At 71.5% G+C, this 18,915-nt stretch carries 13 protein-coding genes; 3 read left to right on the forward strand and 10 right to left on the reverse strand.

Annotated elements, in window-relative coordinates; genetic code table 11:
- Positions 1 to 36 precede the first annotated feature (36 nt).
- The 5 genes from ffh to nsdA all read right to left on the reverse strand — a co-directional run bounded on the left by ffh (position 37) and on the right by nsdA (position 7,741).
- Positions 37 to 1,587 carry a signal recognition particle protein gene (ffh, locus tag AMK11_RS31800; RefSeq protein WP_073731694.1) on the reverse strand — a complete coding sequence of 517 codons (1,551 nt, stop codon included), beginning with the start codon at positions 1,585 to 1,587 and terminating at the stop codon, positions 37 to 39.
- A 109-nt stretch (positions 1,588 to 1,696) separates the two neighbouring features.
- Entirely contained in the window at positions 1,697 to 4,144 is a 2,448-nt protein-coding gene (locus tag AMK11_RS31805) for a [protein-PII] uridylyltransferase (RefSeq protein WP_073731586.1), read from the reverse strand.
- A 29-nt stretch (positions 4,145 to 4,173) separates the two neighbouring features.
- Positions 4,174 to 4,512, reverse strand: a complete 339-nt coding sequence (locus AMK11_RS31810; protein ID WP_073731587.1) for a P-II family nitrogen regulator — start codon at positions 4,510 to 4,512, stop codon at positions 4,174 to 4,176.
- Positions 4,509 to 5,858 carry an ammonium transporter gene (locus tag AMK11_RS31815; RefSeq protein ID WP_073731588.1) on the reverse strand — a complete coding sequence of 450 codons (1,350 nt, stop codon included), beginning with the start codon at positions 5,856 to 5,858 and terminating at the stop codon, positions 4,509 to 4,511. Before AMK11_RS31815 ends, AMK11_RS31810 begins: the two co-directional genes overlap by 4 nt.
- 389 nt (positions 5,859 to 6,247) lie before the next feature.
- The gene (gene nsdA, locus AMK11_RS31820) at positions 6,248 to 7,741 is read right to left on the reverse strand and encodes a transcriptional repressor NsdA (protein WP_073731589.1); all 1,494 of its coding nucleotides are present in this window, start codon (positions 7,739 to 7,741) and stop codon (positions 6,248 to 6,250) included.
- Positions 7,742 to 8,185: 444 nt separating this feature from the next.
- On the opposite strand from nsdA, the gene AMK11_RS31825 reads away from it, so the two are divergent.
- Positions 8,186 to 8,857, forward strand: a complete 672-nt coding sequence (locus AMK11_RS31825; RefSeq protein ID WP_073731590.1) for a bifunctional DNA primase/polymerase — start codon at positions 8,186 to 8,188, stop codon at positions 8,855 to 8,857.
- Between the two features lie 169 nt (positions 8,858 to 9,026).
- Here AMK11_RS31825 and ftsY read toward each other — a convergent pair whose 3' ends face one another.
- Positions 9,027 to 10,235, reverse strand: a complete 1,209-nt coding sequence (ftsY, locus tag AMK11_RS31830) for a signal recognition particle-docking protein FtsY (protein WP_073731591.1) — start codon at positions 10,233 to 10,235, stop codon at positions 9,027 to 9,029.
- A gap of 176 nt (positions 10,236 to 10,411) precedes the next feature.
- On the opposite strand from ftsY, the gene AMK11_RS31835 reads away from it, so the two are divergent.
- Positions 10,412 to 11,866 (forward strand): cytosine permease, encoded by a 1,455-nt coding sequence (locus tag AMK11_RS31835; RefSeq protein ID WP_073731592.1) that lies wholly within the window; start codon positions 10,412 to 10,414, stop codon positions 11,864 to 11,866.
- A 117-nt stretch (positions 11,867 to 11,983) separates the two neighbouring features.
- Positions 11,984 to 12,181 (forward strand): hypothetical protein, encoded by a 198-nt coding sequence (locus AMK11_RS38255; protein WP_198941507.1) that lies wholly within the window; start codon positions 11,984 to 11,986, stop codon positions 12,179 to 12,181.
- A gap of 226 nt (positions 12,182 to 12,407) precedes the next feature.
- Here the strand turns inward: AMK11_RS38255 and AMK11_RS31840 are convergent, their stop codons facing one another.
- The 4 genes from AMK11_RS31840 to AMK11_RS31860 all read right to left on the reverse strand — a co-directional run bounded on the left by AMK11_RS31840 (position 12,408) and on the right by AMK11_RS31860 (position 18,741).
- Positions 12,408 to 13,823, reverse strand: a complete 1,416-nt coding sequence (locus AMK11_RS31840) for a sugar porter family MFS transporter (RefSeq protein ID WP_073731593.1) — start codon at positions 13,821 to 13,823, stop codon at positions 12,408 to 12,410.
- Between the two features lie 216 nt (positions 13,824 to 14,039).
- Positions 14,040 to 17,594: a chromosome segregation protein SMC gene (gene smc, locus AMK11_RS31845; RefSeq protein ID WP_073731594.1), complete on the reverse strand. Its 3,555-nt coding sequence runs from the start codon at positions 17,592 to 17,594 to the stop codon at positions 14,040 to 14,042.
- A 273-nt stretch (positions 17,595 to 17,867) separates the two neighbouring features.
- A complete protein-coding gene (locus tag AMK11_RS31850; RefSeq protein ID WP_003973418.1) occupies positions 17,868 to 18,080 on the reverse strand; it encodes a hypothetical protein in 213 nt (70 codons plus the stop codon).
- A gap of 379 nt (positions 18,081 to 18,459) precedes the next feature.
- Entirely contained in the window at positions 18,460 to 18,741 is a 282-nt protein-coding gene (locus AMK11_RS31860) for an acylphosphatase (protein ID WP_073731596.1), read from the reverse strand.
- Positions 18,742 to 18,915 lie beyond the last annotated feature (174 nt).

An 18,915-nucleotide genomic window follows, 5' to 3' on the forward strand; every position in this document is an offset into this window, starting at 1 on the left:
GGAAGGGGCGCCCCCGGCGACGTACGGGTGCGGGCGTCAGCCCATGAACTTCTTGAACTCGTCCGGGAGCTCGAAGTCCTTGCCGCCCTGCTGCGGCAGCCCGAGGGCGCCCCCGCCCTGCGCGGCGGCGGCGCGGCGGGCAGCCTCCTCCTGCTCCTGCTGCTTGCGCTTCATCGGGTTGCCGGAGCGCTGCTTGCCCTTGGCCTTCTTCTGCTGCTTCTTCTGCCGGCCGGGGCCGCCACCCATGCCGGGCATCCCCGGCATACCGGGCATGCCGCCGCCCTGGGCCATGCGGGACATCATCTTGCGGGCCTCGAAGAACCGCTCCACGAGCGACTTGACCGCGCTGACGTCGACGCCGGAGCCCTTGGCGATACGGGCGCGGCGCGAGCCGTTGATGATCGTGGGCTCCTGGCGCTCGGCCGGGGTCATCGACTTGATGATGGCGGCCGTGCGGTCGACGTCGCGCTCGTCGAGGTTGTTGATCTGGTCCTTCATCTGGCCCATGCCGGGCAGCATCCCCAGGAGCTTGGAGATGGAGCCCATTTTCCGGACCTGCTCCATCTGGGCCAGGAAGTCGTCCAGGGTGAAGTCCTGGCCCTTCTTGGACGCCAGCTTGGAGGCCATCTTCTCGGCCTCTTCCTGGCTGAACGTCTTCTCCGCCTGCTCGATCAGGGTGAGCAGGTCACCCATGTCGAGGATGCGGGAGGCCATCCGGTCAGGGTGGAAGGCGTCGAAGTCCGTGAGCTTCTCGCCGTTGGACGCGAACATGATCGGCTTGCCGGTCACCGAGGCGATCGACAGGGCCGCACCACCGCGGGCGTCACCGTCGAGCTTGGACAGCACCACGCCGTCGAAACCGACGCCGTCGCGGAAGGCCTCGGCGGTGTTGACCGCGTCCTGGCCGATCATCGCGTCGACGACGAAAAGGATCTCGTCGGGGTCGACCGCGTCGCGGATGTCCGCGGCCTGCTGCATCAGCTCCTGGTCGATGCCCAGGCGGCCGGCGGTGTCGACGATGACCAGGTCGTGGACCTTGGACTTGGCGAACTCGATGGAGTCCTTGGCGACCTTCACCGGGTCGCCCACGCCGTTGCCCGGCTCGGGGGCGTAGACCGCGACGCCGGCGCGCTCGGCGACGACGCTCAGCTGGTTGACGGCGTTGGGGCGCTGGAGGTCACAGGCGACCAGCAGCGGCGAGTGGCCCTGCTCCTTGAGCCAGTGGCCCAGCTTGCCCGCGAGGGTGGTCTTACCGGCACCCTGGAGACCGGCGAGCATGATCACGGTCGGCGGCTGCTTGGCGAAGCGGAGGCGGCGGGTCTCGCCGCCGAGGATACCCACCAACTCCTCGTTGACGATCTTGAGGACCTGCTGGGCGGGATTGAGCGCCTTGGAGACCTCGGCGCCCAGGGAGCGCTCCTTGACCTTCTTGATGAAGGCGCGGACGACGGGCAGGGCGACGTCGGCCTCGAGGAGCGCGATGCGAATCTCGCGGGCCGTGGCGTCGATGTCCGCCTCGGTCAGCCGTCCTTTGCCCCGGAGGGATTTGAAGGTGGCTGACAGGCGGTCGGAGAGAGTATCGAACACGGCGGCGTAGGTCCTCGCGTCGGCGTTGGTGTGGGTCGCCCTCCAGGGTATCCGGCCCGGCAAGCAAATCGTCCCTGCCCGCTGCAGAGAGCGGACAGGGGCCATGAGGTCACGCCCGCAGCAACTCCTCCAGCTCCCTGGCCACGGACACCGCCTCCTCCCCCACCAACGGCGCCCCCTCGCCCCCGGTCACGTAGAAGGCATCCACCGCGTTCGCCCCCAGCGTGCTGACGTGCGCGCTCCGCACTCGCACCCCCGCCCCCTCCAGCGCCCGCCCGAGCCGGAACAGCAGCCCCGGCGCGTCCTGCGCCCGGACCTCGATCACCGTGGCCAGCCGGGACGCGGCCGGGGCGACCGTCACCCGGGGCGGGGGCGGCGCCACGCCCCGGCGGCGCGGGTGGGCGGCGTCACGCTCGGCGAGCCGCGCGGCGACGTCCAGCGTGCCGTCCAGGGCCCGGACCAGGTCGGCACGGAGCCGCGTGGCCTGCGGCAGCGATCCGTACTCGGCGGCGACCCGCCAGTCCAGCAGCAGCACGGAGCCGTCCACGCCGTCCGGCAGAGGCAGTGACCGCAGCTCGGCGGTGCGCACGGTCAGCCGGTGCAGGGCCAGGACCCCGGCGACCGCGGGGAGCACACCCGGCTGGTCGGGTACGGCGATCAGCAGTTCCACACCGAGCGGCTCCGGATCGGCGCTCGGCGCCGGACCGGCCGGCGGCTCCGTCTGCGCCCGCAGCGCGAGCACCGGCCCGCCCGTGCGGAACGCCTCGACGGCGAGCCGTTCCTGCTCGGCGGTGGGCGCGGCCGCCTCGGGTTCCGCCGGCGGGTCCCCGGCCAGGACCGCCGAGACGCGCTTGACCAGGTCGGCGACGAGGGAGGCGCGCCAGGACGACCAGGCCGCGGGACCGGTGGCCAGCGCGTCCGCCTCGGTCAGGGCGTGCAGCAGCTCCAGGGTGCCCTCCGTGCCGACCGCCTCGGCGACCGTGCGGACGGTGACCGGGTCGTCGAGGTCGCGCCGGGTGGCCGTCTCGACGAGCAGCAGGTGGTGGCGTACGAGGGTGGCCAGGACGGCCGCGTCGGCGCGGTCGAAGCCGATGCGGGACGCCACGTCCCGGGCGATGGTCTCCCCGGCCACCGAGTGGTCCCCGGGCCAGCCCTTGCCGATGTCGTGCAGCAGCGCGGCGACCAGGAGCAGGTCGGGCCGGTGGACCCGGCGGGCGAAGCCGGAGGCGCGGACGGCGGTCTCGATGAGATGCCGGTCGACGGTCCACACGTGCACGGCGTTGCGCTGCGGGCGGCAGCGCACCCGCTCCCAGTCGGGCAGCAGCCGGGTGACCAGCCCTTCGGCCTCCAGCGCCTCCCAGACCTGCACCGTGGGCCCGCCCGAACCCAGCAGCGTCACCAGCTGCTCCCGCGCCTCGGCGGGCCAGGGCGTGGGCAGTGGGCCCGCGGTGGTCGCGAGGCGCCGTACGGCGTGCAACGAGAGCGGGAGCCCGGCCTGTGCGGCGGCGGCAGCGGCGCGCAGCGGGAGCACGGGGTCGCGTTCGGGGCGCGCGGTGCGGGCGAGCACGACCTCGCCGTCCTGCTCGACGACGCCCTCGGCGAGCGGGGAGCGCTCGGGGACGGGTTTGCCGCCGCCCAGCAGGGCGCGCAGCCTCGGCCGTACGGAGCGGGCCCGCAGTACGCGCCCCACCTCGCGCCAGGTGACGTCCCCGGCGTAGGAGATGACGCGCGCCGCCTCGTACACCTGCCGCAGCAGCGCGTCGGCGTCCAGCAGACCCAGCTCGGCGGCCACCTGGTCCTGCTCCTGCAGCGCCAGCCGGTCGGTGGCCCGGCCCGTCGCCAGGTGCAGCGCGTCCCGTACGTCGAGCAGGCGGCGCCGGGCATCGGCGAGGCCCTCGCGCGGTGCGTCGGCCAGCCAGGAGGCGGCGACGGCGCGCAGGGCGGTGGCGTCGCGCAGGCCGCCGCGCGCCTCCTTGAGGTCGGGTTCGAGCAGGAACCGCAGCTCGCCCTGGCGTTCGGCGCGCTCGGCGCACAGGTCGCGCAGTTCGGGGAGGCGTTTGGGCGCCTGGTTGCGCCAGTCGGCGAGGACGGTGGTGCGCAGTGCGGCGGTCAGCCCCAGGTCGCCGGCGAGGTGGCGGGCGTCCAGGAGGCCGAGGTGGACCTTGAGGTCCTCGCCCGCCGTCCTCCGGGCCTGCGCGGGGGTGCGTACGGAGTGGTCGAGGGCGAGGCCGAGGTCCCAGACGGGGTACCAGAGGCGGTCGGCGAGGGCGGCGACCGCCTTGTCGTCACCGCCGTCGTGCAGCAGGAGCAGGTCCAGGTCGCTGCGTGGGGACAGCTCGCCCCGCCCGTACCCGCCGACGGCGACGAGCGAGACGCCCTTCACTCCTCCGGCCCCCGCGGCGAAGAGGCCGGCCAGCCACTCGTCCGTCAGCTCGGCGAGGGCGGCACGGCGCGGCGGCCCGGACCGCGCCCCCTCGGTGAGGAGGCGCAGCCGGGCCGCCGCGTAGCCGCCGGGTCCGGAGTCCTCTGGTTCGTTCGTCAGGTCCGTACTCGTCACCCGGCGGCTCCTGTTCTGTTCGTCGCGCCTCAGAGGGCGTCCGGGCCGCGCTCGCCGGTCCGGACCCGTACGGCCGTGTCGACGGGGACCGACCAGACCTTTCCGTCACCGATCTTGCCGGTGCGGGCCGCCTTGACGACGACTTCGATGAGCTGTTCGGCGTCCTCGTCCTCGGCCAGCACCTCGATGCGGATCTTGGGCACCAGGTCGACGGTGTACTCGGCACCGCGGTAGACCTCGGTGTGGCCGCGCTGGCGGCCGTAGCCGCTGGCCTCCGTCACGGTCAGTCCGTGCACCCCGAAGGCCTGGAGGGCCTCCTTGATCTCGTCGAGCCGGTGCGGCTTGACCACGGCGGTGATGAGCTTCATGCGTCCACCTTCTTGCTCTCGGCCTGGGCGGCGGTCGTGGGGGCGGCCGGGGATGCGGCCGTCCGGGCGGCGCCGCCGCCGGCGCCGCTGAAGTCGTACGCGGTCTCGGCGTGCTCGGCCTGGTCGATGCCGGTCACCTCGTCGTCCTCCGGGACCCGCATGCCGATCGTCTTGTGCAGGATCAGGGCGAGGATCGCGGAGACGACCAGGGAGTAGGCGAGGACGCCGAAGACGCCGGCGCACTGCTTCCAGAACTGGTCCAGGCCGCCGCCGTAGAACAGGCCCTCGACGTCGGACTGACCCTTGCCGGTGGCGAAGAAGCCGACGAGGAGGGAGCCGAGGATGCCGCCGACGAGGTGGACGCCGACGACGTCGAGGGAGTCGTCGTAGCCGAACCGGTATTTCAGGCCGACGGCCATGGCGCAGAGCACGCCGGCGATGATGCCGATGGCGATGGCGCCGAGCGGGGAGACCGCGCCGCCCGCCGGGGTGATGGCGACCAGGCCGGAGACGGCGCCGGAGGCGGCGCCGAGCGTGGTGAAGGCGCCGTGCCGGATCTTCTCGTAGGCGAGCCAGCCGAGGACGGCCGCACCCGTGGCGACCTGGGTGTTGACGAACATCAGCGCGCCGACGCCGTCGTCGTTGCCGAGCCAGGAGCCGGCGTTGAAGCCGAACCAGCCGAACCACAGCAGGCCGGCGCCGAGCATGACCAGCGGCAGGCTGTGCGGGCGCATCGGGTCCTTCTTGAAGCCGACCCGCTTGCCGATGACGAGGATCACGCCGAGCGCGGCGGCACCGGCGTTGATGTGCACGGCCGTACCGCCGGCGAAGTCGATGACGCCCAGTTCGAAGGCCCAGCCGCCGGCGCCCCACACCCAGTGGGCGACCGGGAAGTAGACGATGGTGGCCCACAGGGTGATGAACAGCGCCCAGGCGGTGAACTTGACCCGGTCCGCGAGGGCGCCGCTGATCAGGGCGGGGGTGAGGACGGCGAACATCAGCTGGAAGACCAGGAAGACGAAGACGGGGATGGTGTAGCCGTCCCACAGCTCGGTCAGGCCGATGTCGCTCAGGCCCACCCAGTCGGAGTTCCAGCCGACGATGCTGCCGGTGTCGGTGCCGAACGCCATGGAGAAGCCGTACAGCACCCACAGGACGGTGACGATGCCGAGGCTGATGAAGCTCATCATCAGCATGTTCAGGGTGCTTTTGACGCGGACCATACCTCCGTAGAAGAAGGCCAGGGCCGGCGTCATGAGCATCACCAGGGCGGAGCAGATGAGCATGAAGCCCGTGTTGGCGGCAGAGAGCTCCGTCTCTGCGGCGAGCGTGATGGCTGGAGCCATCGGCGTCTCCTCGTCGTCGGTACGGCCCGGTGCGGGCGAAGCCTGGGCAGGCGGTGAGGGGTGGGCCGGTTATGCGCCAAGAGATTGGCGCAGCGCGGTTTCGGTGGACGCCCCTCGTTGTTTCGCCGGCGTGACGAAGGCGCTGTGGGTGTTACGCGTCGGTGAACTGCCCAGCCTCGGGCCGGGTCACGGATATCGTGACGCGACCTTCCCGACGACGGCCGCAACCATCAATTGAGCAACCCCCACGGCGAGCAACCACCTCCGCGAGAGCGGCGCCGGTTTAGGCGCAAAAAGGAGGCCGGCCGCGGCGGCCTCCGAATGACCTGGCATGGGGGAGCCGAGTCGGGCAGTTCGGGAGGGCCGGCCGCGGCCGGGGCTGGTGGGTTTCAGACCGCTTCGGCGGTCTCCGGCAACTCGACCGCGAGCCGTTCGGTCAGGTCGATGACCTCGCCGAGGTCGCCGAAATCGCGTACGGCCGTGTCGACGGTCTTGCGGATGCGGGTGTTGACGCGTTCGGAGCGGACCTTCTTGGCGATGCCCATGGCCTCGACGGCCAGTCCGGTGCTCTGCTCGGGCTCGCGGCGCAGCAGGTGCACGGTGGCCATGCCGATCAGGTTCAGCGCGTAGGAGCGCTGGTGTTCCTCGTCCTCGGCGAACAGCTCCACCGCGCGGCGCATCAGCGGCTCGGCCAGCGAGGCGTAGGTGGGGCTGCGGCCGGCGACGTAGGCGAGGTCGCGGAAGGAGTGGCTGTTCTCGCCGTAGAGCTCGGCCTCGGAGAAGAAGCGGATCCAGTCGGGATCCGGCTCGTCCCACTCGTCGGCCTCGGCGAAGGTGTCCTCCGCCATGCGCACCGCGCGCTTGCAGCGGCCGGGCTGGCCCATGTTGGCGTAGGCGCGGGCCTCCATCGCGTACAGCATCGACTGGGTGCGGGGGCTGGCGCAGTCCCGGCTGCCGTACTGCGCGAGGTGGATCAGCTCCAGAGCGTCGTCGGGCCGGCCGAGGTGGATCATCTGGCGGCTCATGCTGGAGAGGATGTAGGAGCCGAGCGGCCGGTCGCCGGCTTCCTTGGCGGCGTGCAGGGCGAGGACGAAGTACTTCTGCGCGGTGGGCTGGAGCCCCACGTCGTACGACATCCAGCCGGCCAGCTCGGCGAGTTCGGCGGCGACCTTGAACAGTTTGGCGCGGGTGGCCTCGCCCTGCGGTTCCTGGAGGAGGTCGGTCACCTCGTGCAGCTGTCCGACGACCGCCTTGCGGCGCAGGCCGCCGCCGCACTGGGCGTCCCAGCGGCGGAACATGACCGCGGTGGACTCCAGCAGGTCCAGCTCCGGCCTGGACAGGCGCCCGCGCGCGCGTGAGCCCGGTGCGGACTCGCGCCCGGCGCCGGGGGCCGGGGGCGAGGGGACGAGCCAGCGCTGCATGGGCTCGATGAGGGACGGGCCCGCGGAGAGGGCCAGCGAGCTCCCGAGGAAGCCGCGCCGCGCCAGCATCAGGTCGCTGCGCGAGAACTCGCTGAGCAGGGCCACGGTCTGCGGGCCCGTCCAGGGCAGGTCGACGCCGGTCGCCGAGGGAGCCGGGCGGGAGGTGCGCAGGCCCAGGTCCTCGACGGAGACGACGACACCGAAGCGTTCGGAGAACAGCTCGGAGAGGATGCGCGGGATCGGCTCGCGCGGGTTCTCACCGTCGAGCCAGCGGCGCACGCGTGAGGTGTCCGTGGAGATGTGGTTGGCGCCCAGCTGGCGGGCCCGGCGGTTGACCTGGCGGGCCAGCTCGCCCTTGGACCAGCCGCTGCGGGCGAACCAGGAGGTGAGCAGCTCGTTGGGGCGCTTGTCAGCGTGCGAGGCGCTTCCCGCGCTCGTACCGCTTCCGCCGTTGCCGCTCACTGGAACGCCCCCATCCCTGGAACCACCTGTCGCCGAGTGCGCCAAGCCCTATCAGAATGCCGGTGGTCGGGGCCCTCCGTCCGGCGGTTGCCACCCTTCGAACGGAAAGCCGAGTTGCCTCCGGCATACCCACAAGTGCATGTGCCCCACGGCTTCATGCACACAAAGTAATCCTACGATCACCCGTCCAGCCATGGCGATTGCGGAATCGCCACCATTCGCCACCCCTTCGAATGAACTCGCGGTGGCCTGCACGCGATTCACTTGACATAGGCCAACCGGGAGTCGGTGCAACGGGGCACACCGGGGCGTGCGCAGGTCCGCACGCGACCCGGAGTGCATCAGGACGCTGTCTGAACCGCGCCACACTGGGGAGTTGGAAGCAGAGAGTCACGTTTCGCGTCCGCTGCGTAACCGCGTCGGGTCGGACCCGTTGGAGGGGGCATGGGCTTCACGATCGGCATCGGCGGCACCCGGGGCATGCGCGACATCCGGTCCGGCACGCGCCGCCGCGGTCGCGCGACGGAGTGCACCGCGGTGGCCGAGTTCACCGGACTGTGGGGCTGGGACGTGGTGCCGGGGGCCCGGGCCGCCGCCGGCGCCTGCTCCTGCGGGCGACGCGACTGCCCGGCGCCGGGCGCGCACCCGCTGGACTTCGCGCCCCGGGTGCCCGCCGGGGCCACCCTGGACGAGGCGAGCGAGGCCTGGGCCCAGTTCCCGGGCGCCGCGTTGATGCTGCCGGTCGGGCGGCGTTTCGACGTGATCGAGGTGGCCGAGGCCGCCGGGGTGCGGGCGCTGGCGCGGCTGGAGCGCATGGGTCTGCCCCTCGGGCCGGTCACGGCGACCCCGCAGGGCCGCGCCCACTTCTTCGTCGCCCCGGGCGCCGCCGCCGAACTCCCCCGGCTGCTCTACCGCATGGGCTGGGACTACCCCTTGGCCCTGGACCTGCGCGGCCTCGGCCCCGGCGCGTACGTCACGGCCCCGCCCTCCGACCGCGGCGGCCTGGGCCCGGTGCGCTGGCTGCGCCCGCCGGCCCTCGACTCGGCGACGAAGCCACCGGCGGCCCGGCTGCTGCTGGGGACGCTGGCGTACGTCGCCCATCGGTCGCGGGTGTAGAGCCACTGCCGGCCCGCACCTGCCGAGGCCGGAAGCGTCCGCCAGGACACGGTGCGACCCGACCGTCCGCCATCCTCCGCGAAGGACGCCCCTTCCGCACACGGCGAAGCGCCCGTCCCCCGGCCGAAATCCGGGAGCGGGCGCTTCCGCTCGTGGTGCCGCGGCGGCGTCACTCGCCGATGAGGGCATCCACGAAGGCCGCCGGCTCGAACGGCGCCAGGTTGTCCGCGCCCTCACCGAGCCCGATCAGCTTGACCGGCACGCCCAGCTCGCGCTGCACCGCGACGACGATGCCGCCCTTGGCCGTGCCGTCCAGCTTGGTCAGCACGATGCCGGTGATGTCGACGACCTCGGCGAAGACGCGGGCCTGGATCAGGCCGTTCTGGCCGGTGGTGGCGTCGAGCACGAGCAGCACCTCGTCCAGCGGCGCGTGCTTCTCCACGACCCGCTTGACCTTGCCCAGCTCGTCCATGAGCCCGGTCTTGGTGTGCAGGCGGCCGGCGGTGTCGATGAGTACGACGTCCGAGCCGAGCTCCTTGCCCTCCTTGACCGCGTCGAAGGCGACGGAGGCCGGGTCGCCGCCCTCCGGGCCGCGCACGGTGTGGGCGCCGACCCGCTCGCCCCAGGTCTGGAGCTGGTCGGCGGCGGCGGCACGGAAGGTGTCGGCGGCGCCGAGGACGACGCTGCGGCCGTCGGCGACCAGGACGCGGGCGAGCTTGCCGGTGGTGGTGGTCTTGCCGGTGCCGTTCACCCCGACGACCATGACGATGCCGGGCTTGCTGTTCGGCGGCTCGGTCTTGACCTCACGGTCCATGTCGGGGCCGACCAGGTTGATCAGCTCTTCGCGCAGCAGGCCGCGCAGCTCCTCGGGAGTGCGGGTGCCGAGCACCTTCACCCGCTCGCGCAGCCGCTCGACCAGCTCCTGCGTGGGCTGCACACCGACGTCGGCGGTGAGCAGCGTGTCCTCGATCTCCTCCCAGGTGTCGTCGTCGAGGTGCTCCCGCGAGAGCAGGGTGAGCAGGCCCTTGCCGAGGGCGTTCTGCGAGCGGGAGAGGCGGGCACGGAGCCGGACCAGACGGCCGGCGGTGGGCTCGGGAACCTCGAGCTGAGGGACCTCGAGCTCTTCGACGACGGGCGGCTCCTCGACGGTGGCGGTGCCGCCGTCCGGGAGGTCGACCTCCTCTATCGTCCGGCGCGGTTCGTCGCGCGGCGTCTCGGCCTCTTCGCCGACGTGCGGCTCGGTCGGAGGGGCGGTGATGTCGGGCGCGGACGGGGGCGGCGGAGGCAGCTGCTTCTTGCGGCGGCTGCCCACGATCAGCCCGCCGAGCGCGCCGATCACGACCACGGCGATGACTACAGCAAGGATGACGATTTCCATAACCCGTCCAGTATCAGCCATGGACCCCGAGGACAGCCCGCTTGTGGCTTTCCACAAAGGACAAAGGGCACTGGAAGGAAGGAGTCGGATCAAAGTACGATGGTAGAGGCCACGTCAACGCGCGTAGAGTCCCGACCGACTCCTCTTCTCACACGATCGAGGCACGGACCCCCCACATGAGCAAGACCGCCGAGACCGAAGGCGCACTGGAAACCCGCGGCATCGAGCAGGTGCCCGACCACGAGCGCACCGCCCGCACCCGCGAGCTTTTCCCGACCTGGGTCGGCGCCAACATCAGCGTGCTGCTGCTCACGATGGGCGCGAGCCTCGTCGTGGCGTACCAGCTCAACTTCTGGCAGGCCCTGGTCGTCGCGGCCGCCGCGCCGGTCGTGTCGTACGGCCTGGTCGGGCTGATCGGCATCGCCGGCAAGCGCGGTGGCGCGCCCGGCATGGCGCTCTCCCGCGCGGTGTTCGGCCAGCGGGGCAACCTGCTGCCCGGTTCGCTGATCTGGATCGCCCGCTGGGGCTGGGAGACGATCAACGCGGTGACCGGCGCGTACGCCGTGCTCACCGTGCTGGACATCGTGTTCGGCATCAAGGCCAACAGCGTGCTGGACATGGTGACGCTGCTCGCCTTCGTGGTGGCGACGTTCGCGATCTCCGGGCTGGGCATCAACGCCGTGCAGAAGTGCAACAAGTACGCGACGTACCTCTTCGGCGCCTTCTCGGTGCTGGTGCTGGGCTACCTGGTCGTCGACACCGACTGGTCCGCGGTCTTCGACCGGTCCGCGGGGTCGGTGGCCGCGATGATCACGGGCGTCGGCCTGATCGCGGCCGGCGGCGTGAGCTGGATCCCGTCCGCCCCGGACTTCACCCGGTACCTGCCGCGCACGGCCTCCTCGAAGGGGATCGTGGGCGTCACGGTCGGCGGCGCGGGCATCGTCGTACTGCCCATGGTCCTGATGGGCATGATCATGGCCGTCTCCACGCCGGACCTGGCCTCGGCGGCCGACCCGGTGTCCTTCCTCGGTGAGATCCTGCCCACCTGGATCGCGGTGCCGTACCTGCTGATCGCCCTGATCGGCATGCTGCTGATCAACTCGATGTCCATGTATTCGGCCGGTTTCACCGCGCAGACCCTGGGCTTCAAGATCCCGCGCCACTGGGCGGTCTCGGTCAACGCGGTCATCTCGCTGATCTTCGGCGGCGTGCTGATGCTGGTGGCGACCAGCTTCATGGGCTCCTTCATCGCCTTCCTGTCGCTGCTCGCGGTCGCCTTCTCGGCGTGGGTCGGCGTCTTCGGCGCGGACATGCTGCGCGGGCGGGAGTACGACGGCGCGGCGATGGCGGACACGACGCGCACCAGCGCGTACTGGTACCGGGGCGGCTTCTCCCTCGCCGCCGTGGCCGCCTGGGCGGTGGGTCTGGTCGCGGGCCTGATGTTCACCACCTCCGACTGGTTCACCGGCCCGCTGGCCACGAACAACTTCGTCGGCGAGTACGGGTTGGGCTGGGTGGCCACGGTCGTGATCTCCGGTCTGCTGTACGCGGTGCTGCCGAAGCCGGCGCTGGTCGTCCCGGCGGCGTCCGCGGAGCAGTCCGAGCGGACGGCCGAGACCGTGACCGTCTGAGGAACGCCGGCGCACCTGCCGCCGCCCCCGCTCCCCGTCAAAGCCACGGGAGGCGGGGGCGTCGTCGTATGCGCACACGCACCGCGGCGAAAGGCCGTTGCCCGTTCGGGCCGCGCGGTGGTTGCCTGTACCCGTGGAGTCAACGACTCGGCCGGCTTCGAGTCGTGGCGGCAGAAGGTGTGGGGGTCTCAGGCGGTGCGCTCGCTGGGCGCCCGCTTCCTTCCGCTGCTCGACGGGGAGTGGATGGAGGTCGCGCCGGAGGACCTGCCGCTCCTGCTGGACGAGATCCTGTTGCTGCGTGCCACCTGGGGGTGATCAGCGCCGCGGTGGGAGTACGCCCGCGTGAGGTCGGCGACCGCCTGGACAACATCGAGGCGGCGACGCGGCGTGCCCGGCGTATCGGCGCCGGCGTCCTCATCCGGTGAACGGAGCCCGGCACACCGCCGCCCCCGTCCGGAGGTGACCGGACGGGGGCGGCGGACGGTACGGGGAGAGGGGCAGCGGGGATTGGACCCTTCTCCCCGAGTTCGGGGCGGGGCGGTCAGCCCATCTCCTCCAGGGCCTTGCCCTTCGTCTCCTTGACGAACTTCAGGACGAAGGGGATGGAGAGTGCGGCGAAGATCGTGTAGATCACGTACGTGCCGGAGAGGTTCCACTCGGCCAGCGACGGGAAGCTCGCGGTGATGGCCCAGTTGGCGATCCACTGCGCGGCGGCGGCCACGCCCAGCGCGGCGGCACGCAGCCTGTTCGGGAACATCTCGCCGAGGAAGACCCAGACGACCACGCCCCAGGACAGGGCGAAGAAGAGCACGAACACGTGGGCGGCGATCAGGGCGACCCAGCCCTGCGTGGCCGGGAGCTTGCCGTCGACCAGGTCGAAGGAGAAGGCCCAGGCCTCCAGCGCGAGGCCGATGACCATGCCGACCGAGCCGATGAGGGCGAGCGGCTTGCGACCGATGCGGTCCACGAAGATCATCGCGATCACGGTGCCGACGATGTTGATGATCGACGTCGTGAACGAGTAGAAGAAGGACTGCGTCGGGTCGACGCCGACCGACTGCCACAGCGTCGCGGAGTAGTAGAAGGCGACGTTGATGCCGACGAACTGCTGGAAGACCGACAGGCCGATGCCGATCCAGACGATCTTCTTGAAGAGGAAGCTGCCGCCGAGCAGGTCCTTGAAGGAGGACTTCTCCTCGCGGTGCATGGCGTGCTCGATCTCGGCGACGCGGGCGTCGAAGTCCACGTCCTTGCCCTCGACCTCTTCGAGGATCTTCTTGGCGCGCTCGTGCTTGCCGACGGAGATCAGGAAGCGCGGGGACTCCGGGATGGCGAAGGAGAGCAGACCGTAAAGGACCGCCGGGATCACCATGATGCCCAGCATGACCTGCCAGGCCTCCAGGCCCATCAGCTCACCGCGCTGGTCACCGCCGGCGGCGTTGAGGAGCCCCCAGTTGACGAGCTGCGAGACGGCGATGCCGATGACGATCGCGGCCTGCTGGAAGGAGCCGAGCCGGCCCCGGTAGGCGGGCGGGGAGACCTCGGCGATGTAGGCGGGGCCGATCACCGAGGCCATGCCGATGGCGAAGCCGCCGATGACGCGCCACATGGCGAGGTCCCACAGCGCGAAGGGCAGCGCGGAGCCGACGGCACTGACGGTGAAGAGGATCGCCGCGATCTGCATGCAGCGGATGCGGCCGATGCGGTCGGCGATGCGGCCCGCGGTCGCCGCGCCGATGGCACAGCCGATCAGGGCGATGGCGATGACCTGGGCCAGCACCGCGGAACCGACGTCGTAGCGGTCCCGGATGGCCTCGACCGCGCCGTTGATCACGGAGCTGTCGTAGCCGAAGAGGAAACCGCCCATCGCGGCCGCCGCGGCGATGAAGATGACGTGCCCGAGATGGTCGGGGTGAGCCGTCCTGGCTCCTGATGATGCCTGCGATGTGTCGGCCACGTGTACTCCTCGGGCTACCGGCAACGCTGCCGGGGTGGTTCGCCTTCGAGGTGCCGCCAGAAGGGAGCTGAAGGGACCTGAAGGTAAAAGCAACGTTGCAGAGACTATGCCTTCAAGTTTCGAAGTCAATAGGTCGAGAGGTGTGAGTTTGGAGATGCAGCGGAGGGTTACTCGTTCAAGAGTTGAAGCTATGTACCTGCTGTCAGGACCAGTGAACTAGCGCAGCCGCTGGCTGATGACCTTCGACACACCGTCGCCCTGCATGGACACGCCGTAGAGCGCGTCGGCGACCTCCATCGTGCGCTTCTGGTGGGTGATCACGATCAGCTGCGAGGCCTCCTGCAGCTCCTGCATGATCCGGATCAGCCGCTGGAGGTTGGTGTCGTCGAGCGCCGCCTCGACCTCGTCCATGACGTAGAACGGGCTGGGCCGCGCCTTGAAGATCGACACCAGCATCGCCACCGCGGTCAGCGACCGCTCCCCGCCCGACAGCAGCGACAGCCGCTTGACCTTCTTGCCCGGCGGCCGGGCCTCGACGTCCACGCCCGTGGTGAGCATGTTGTCGGGGTCGGTCAGGATCAGCCGCCCGTCACCGCCCGGGAACAGCCTGCTGAAGACGCCCTCGAACTCCCGGGCCGTGTCCCGGAAGGCCTCGGTGAAGACCTGCTCGACGCGCTCGTCGACCTCCTTGACGACCTGGAGCAGGTCTGCGCGGGTCTTCTTCAGGTCCTCCAGCTGCTCGCTGAGGAACTGGTGCCGTTCCTCCAGCGCCGCGAACTCCTCCAGCGCCAGCGGATTCACCTTGCCGAGCTGCTGGTAGGCGCGCTCGGCGGCCTTCAGACGCTTCTCCTGCTCGGCGCGGACGAAGGGCCGGGGGCGGTTGCGCGGATGCTCCGGGTCGGCGGGGAGCTCTTCGCCCTCGGCGGGGGGCGAGGGCGGCACCTCTTGATGGGGGCCGTACTCGGCCGCGAGCCCCTCCGGTTCCACACCGAGTTCCTCCAGCGCCTTGGTCTCCAGCTGCTCGATGCGCAGCCGCTTCTCGGCGCCGAGTACCTCGCCCCGGTGGACTGAATCCGTCAACTTGTCGAGCTCCGCCTTGAGGTCGCGCCCGGCGGTGCGCGCGGCGGTCAGCTCCTGTTCGCGCCGGGCCTTGGCGGCGTCGGCGGCGGTGCGCTCCTCGTCGGCGCGGGTCAGGGAGACCTCGACGTGCGCGAGCAGCTGCTGGGCGCCGGCGGCGACCGCCTCGGCGACGGCGGCCTCGTGGCGGAGCCTGGCCCGTCGCTGTTCGGCACGCGCGCGTGCCTCACGTTCGGCGCGGGCGGCCCGGTCCAGGGAGTCGGCGCGTCCGGCGAGGCCCTTGACCCGCTCCTCGTGCGTACGGGCCTGGAGCCTGGCCTCCATCTCCGTCTGACGGGCGTTGGCGCCGTCGGCGGCGAGCCGGTCGCGCACGGAGGTGTCCGGTTCCTCCTCGACCGGCATCTCCTCGGCGACGGCCAGCCGCTCGGCCAGTTCCTCGACCTCCATGAGCGCCTTGTCCAGCGCCTCCTGCGCCCGCGCGGCCGCGGCGGCGGACCGTTCCGCCTCACCGGCGGCGCCCCGCGCCTGGCCCGCGAGCCGCCCGAGCTGCTGGGCGACCGCCGACTTCTCCCGGTCGGCGGCCCGGCTCCGCTCCCCCAGCTCCTCGACGAGGGCGGCGCACTCCCGGCGCCGCTCGACGGCCGCTTCCTGCGCCCCGGCCAGCTCCTCGCACCGCACGCCCAGCTCGGCCAGTTCGGCCGCGGCCTGGTCCACGGAGGCCTGCACCTCCAGCAGGCTGGGCGCCCCGGCGGACCCGCCCTGCGCGAAGTGCGCGCCCAGCAGGTCGCCCTCGGCGGTGACGGCGGTCAGCTCCGGGTGGGCGTAGACGAGGTCCTCGGCGTCCTCCAGGGTGCCGACCACGACGATCCCGCGCAGCAGCCGCCGCACGGCGGGCATCAGGTCGTCGGGGCCCCGGACCAGGTCGGCGGCGTACGGCGGTCCGTCGCCCGGGCTCCGGCCGGGTACGTCGTCGGGGGCGCCGGCGAGCAGCAGGGCGGCCCGGCCGGCGTCCTGCTTGCGCAGCAGGCGGATGGCGTCGGCGGCGGCCGCCGGGGAGGTGACGGCGAGGGCGTCGGCGGCGGCGCCGAAGGCGGTGGCCAGGGCGGCCTCGTGACCGGGCGTCACGGTGAGGAGTCCGGCGGCCGGGCCGAGCAGTCCGGCGAGCCGGTCCTTCGCGGCGAGGACCGCGCCGGTGCCGTCCTTGCGGCGCAGCCCGAGGGCCAGGGCCTCGTGGCGGGCCTGCGTGGCCGCGCGTTCGCGCTCCGCCGCGGTGGCCGCCTCGCGGGCGGCACTGAGGGCGGCCTCCGCCTCGGTCAGCTGCCCCTTGGCGGTTTCGTGCCGCTCGGCGAGTTCCTGGTCGACGGCGTCGAGTCCGTCGACCTCCGCCTGGAGCGCCTCGTACTCCTCCTGTGCGGCGGCGGCCCGTTCCCGGGACTCGTCGCGGGCCTCGGCCAGCCGCTCGATCTCGGCCTGGGCGGAGGCGGCGCGGGAACGGGCGGCGCCGACCTGCCCGCTGAGCCGGGCCAGTCCCTCACGGCGGTCGGCGATGGCTCGGGCGGCGTCCTTGAGGCGGCGCTCCTCCAGGGCCAGTTCGCGTTCGAGGTCGGCGCGGTGGGCGACGGTGTCCTCCAGGGCGCGTTCGGCCGCCTCCAGGGTCGCTTCGAGTTCGGCCTCCTGCTCGCGGACGCGGGCGGCCTCGCGCTCCAGTTCCTCCGGGTCCCGGCCGCGGCGCTCCTCGGGGGGCGCGGACGTGGCGCTCTTGACGCGGGCGTCGGCGAGGGAGATCGTGCCGCGCACCCGTTCGGCGAGCTGGGACAGCTCGTACCAGGTCTGCTGGGCGCGCTGGAGGCGCGGGGTGAGCCGGCGGACCTCGTCCTCCAGGCCGGCCTCGCGGCGCAGTGCCCGGCTGAGCTCCCGCTCGGCGGTCTCCTTGCGTTCCTTGAGCGCGGCCTCGTCGGCGATCTCGGCGTCCAGTGCCTCGCGCAGCCGTACGAGGTCGTCGGCGAGGAGGCGGAGCCGCGCGTCCCGCAGGTCGGCCTGGATGACGGCGGCGCGGCGGGCGACGGCGGCCTGCCGGCCGAGCGGTTTGAGCTGGCGGCGCAGCTCGTCCGTCAGGTCCTGCACGCGGGCGAGGTTGGCCTGCATCGCGTCGAGCTTGCGGAGCGCCTTCTCCTTGCGCTTGCGGTGCTTGAGCACGCCCGCGGCCTCTTCGATGAAGGCGCGGCGGCCCATCGGGTCGGCGTGCAGGACGGAGTCGAGCTGGCCCTGGCCGACGATGACGTGCATCTCGCGGCCGATGCCGGAGTCGGAGAGCAGTTCCTGGATGTCGAGGAGGCGGCAGGTGTCACCGTTGATCTGGTATTCGCTGCCGCCGTTGCGGAACATGATCCGCGTGATGGTGACCTCGGCGTACTCGATGGGCAGGGCCCCGTCGGAGTTGTCGATGGTCAGCGACACCTCGGCCCGGCCGAGCGGCGGGCGGCCGGTGGTGCCGGCGAAGATGACGTCCTCCATCTTGCCGCCGCGCAGCGACTTGGCGCCCTGTTCGCCCATGACCCAGCTGAGCGCGTCCACGACGTTGGACTTGCCCGAACCGTTCGGGCCGACGACGCAGGTGATGCCGGGCTCGAACCGGAGCGTGGTCGCCGACGCGAACGACTTGAACCCGCGCAGGGTCAGGGCCTTCAAGTGCACGCCGTCGGACTCTACCTTTCGCGGGTGTCTCACTCCATGAACCGGTGAACCACCGCGGTTTCACGGGTGAACGTGCAGGGCACATCAGACGTTGAAGAGGGTGAAAGGATGCGCGGGGCAGGAACGGGCGGGGGCCGGACGGCACGGGCGCTGGGACGGGGGCAAGAAAGAAGGGACGCCGAAGCGTCCCTTGCAGACTCTGACACCTGCGGTGGTACGGGCGGGCCCGACCACTGCCGTGTCGTAGTGGAGCGATGCAGTGATCAGCAGTGATCAGGTGAGCGCAGGCTCCGCCTGGTGTGCGTCAACGCTCTCCATGCTCTCCATGATCCTGTCGTGAGAAGCGGCAGCCGCCAGCGCGTCGTTCTCCGCCTGGATCCGTCCGAGCTCGGATTCCAGGTCCTGGACGCGCTGCTGGAGCCGTCGCATCTCGGCGAGGAGTCGCGGGTCGGAGCCGCCGACGTAACCGAGAAGCGCCTTTGCCATGATGGATGGTCCTCCACAATGAGTGACCGACCGAAGCGGTGTGGGTCGTGTAGGGATCGCACCCGCGGTGCTTGGCACTTTGGAGTTTTTCTGCCGTTCAACCATGCCAAACAGCTAAGGTGCGCGGGGCTTTCAGCGTCTCACCAAAAAGTTTGACGGTCAACACGATCACGCCCCGTATCGGCGGGCGCCCGGGGGCACGCGGCCGGGAAGCGGCGGCGCGCTGACTCCTGCGGGCCCCTGGGGGCGTGGCGATCATCCTGCGTGGGGAGCCTGCCACGAGGACATCGTTCTTGGCAACCACCTGCCCGTTTCCCTCCCGGAACGCCCTTCCGGGAGGGCCTTGCCGGGCGCCGGAGACCCCTGGCGCGGCGCCGGGTCAGCGGATGGCGAAGCCCTCGTAACCACCTCGGGGTGTGTCCCAGATCTCGGTCACACCGTCCACGCGTCCGGGCGTGTCGTCACCGTGCAGCCATTCGAGCAGCCCCTCGCAGCGCTCGCGCGGGCCCTCCGCGACGACCTGGACCCGCCCGTCGGCCAGATTGAGAGCAAAACCACTCATCCCGCCGAGTTCCAGCGCCCTGGCCCGCGTGAACCAGCGGAAACCCACACCCTGAACCTGTCCGCGCACCCACGCGACCAGCCGTACATCCTCGCTCATGGGTGCAAGCTAACCAGTCAATGTCTCGCCGGACACTTCACCCCCTTGCGCCATGCGGTACCGTCCCCACCCAATGAATCTCACCTGAAACTCACTCGAACGTGTGAGTTCCGTGTTGATCGTGAGGAACGTCGACCGCGAGGACACGTCCCGCGTCAGGACCGCGAGGACGAG

The organism is Streptomyces sp. CB02414 (assembly GCF_001905385.1).
GTDB lineage: Bacteria > Actinomycetota > Actinomycetes > Streptomycetales > Streptomycetaceae > Streptomyces.